Source organism: Sphaerisporangium sp. NPDC049002, assembly GCF_040649355.1.
GTDB lineage: Bacteria > Actinomycetota > Actinomycetes > Streptosporangiales > Streptosporangiaceae > Sphaerisporangium.
Map to the genome: position 1 here is coordinate 1 of NZ_JBEZFH010000447.1, position 1457 is coordinate 1457.

Annotated in this window: 1 protein-coding gene; it reads right to left on the reverse strand. The window is 69.3% G+C overall.

Going from position 1 to position 1457, the window contains the following annotated elements; all coding sequences use genetic code 11:
- Nucleotides 1-1457: polyketide synthase dehydratase domain-containing protein (locus tag AB0B89_RS36405; protein ID WP_358562341.1), on the reverse strand; the 1457-nt coding region annotated here is incomplete at both ends.

The following is a 1457-nucleotide window of genomic DNA, read 5'->3' on the forward strand; positions in this document are numbered from 1 at the left end:
GCGCAGCGGGGCAGCCGTCGTTCCGCGACATCCGCCGGCACGGGCCTGGTGTCCGCTGCCCAGGAGAGCTGGAACAGATTCGAGCTGACATCGGAGACCCCGGCAGGAGCACTGTTCAGCGTGCCTGTGTCGCTGGAGCGGAGGGTGAGGGCGTCGATGGTGATGACGGGCCCGTCCGCGGGATCCGTGGCGGTGAGGCTGAAGGTGTCGGCGTCGATCGTGGTGACGCGTACCCGCAGCGTGGTGGCGTCGGTCGCGTGCAGCGTGATCCCCGACAACGCGAACGGCAGCCGCACGCTGCCGCCACCGGTGCCGGTGTCGCTGCTGGTATCGGCGGTGGTGAGCAGGAGGAGGGGGTGAAGTGCCGCGTCCAGGAGGGCGGGATGGATGCCGTGACCCCGGCCGTCCAGGCTTTCGGGGAGCCGGACCTCGGCATAGAGGTCATCACCCTGACGCCAGATCGCGTTCACGGCCTGGAAGGCGGGACCGTACTGGTAACCACAGGTGGCCAGCCGCTCATACAGACCGTCCACCTCAACAGCGTGCGCGCCCGGCGGCGGCCACGAACCCCAGTCCGCCACCGCGGACGAAGCACCCGGCACCGGGGACAGGTGCCCGCTCGCGTGCGACGTCCAGGTCTCCTGCACGCCCCCGCCCGCACTGTACGGACGCGAATGAACACTGAACGCGCACCGGTTGTCCCGCGGTGCCCCGACGATGACCTGAAGGTCCACCGCCGCGTCGGCGTCCAGCACCAACGGCGCCTGTAGCACCAGTTCATCGACCACCTGATGACCGGCGTGATCACCGGCCCGCAGCACCAGATCCACGAACGCGGTACCCGGCACCAGCACCCTGCCCGCCACGGCATGATCGGCGAGCCAGGGATGTTCCCGCAGCGAAAGCCGCCCCGTCAACACCACCTGACCCTGGTCGGCCAGTTCGGCCACCGCGCCCACCAACGGATGGTCCGAAACCCCGAGGCCCGCCGCCGACACATCCGCTCCCACCGTCGAGGTGAGCCAGTACCGCTGGTGCTGGAAGGGGTAGGTCGGTAGTTCGGGCCGCTTGGTGACCGGCGGGTCGGGATACAACGCCTCCCAGTCGGGGCTGAGTCCGTGGACGTGCAACGTCGCCAGCGCGGTGCCCAGCGCCGCTACCTCCGGGCGGTCCTTACGCAGGCTTCCCACGGCCACCGCGGGAGCGTCATTCGCCTCAACCCGGGGCTGGAACGCCGGAACCAGAATCGGATGCGGACTCACCTCGACAAAGGTGCGGTGATCCTGACCCAGCAGGCTCACCACCGTCTCATCGAACCGCACCGTGCTCCGCAGGTTCCGATACCAGTACCCCGCGTCCAACCCGCAGGTGTCCAACGGCACCCCGAACGGCTCACCCTCCACCGTCGAATAGAACGGCACCTCAGCCTCCCGCGGGGTAATCCCCGCCAGAGCCTG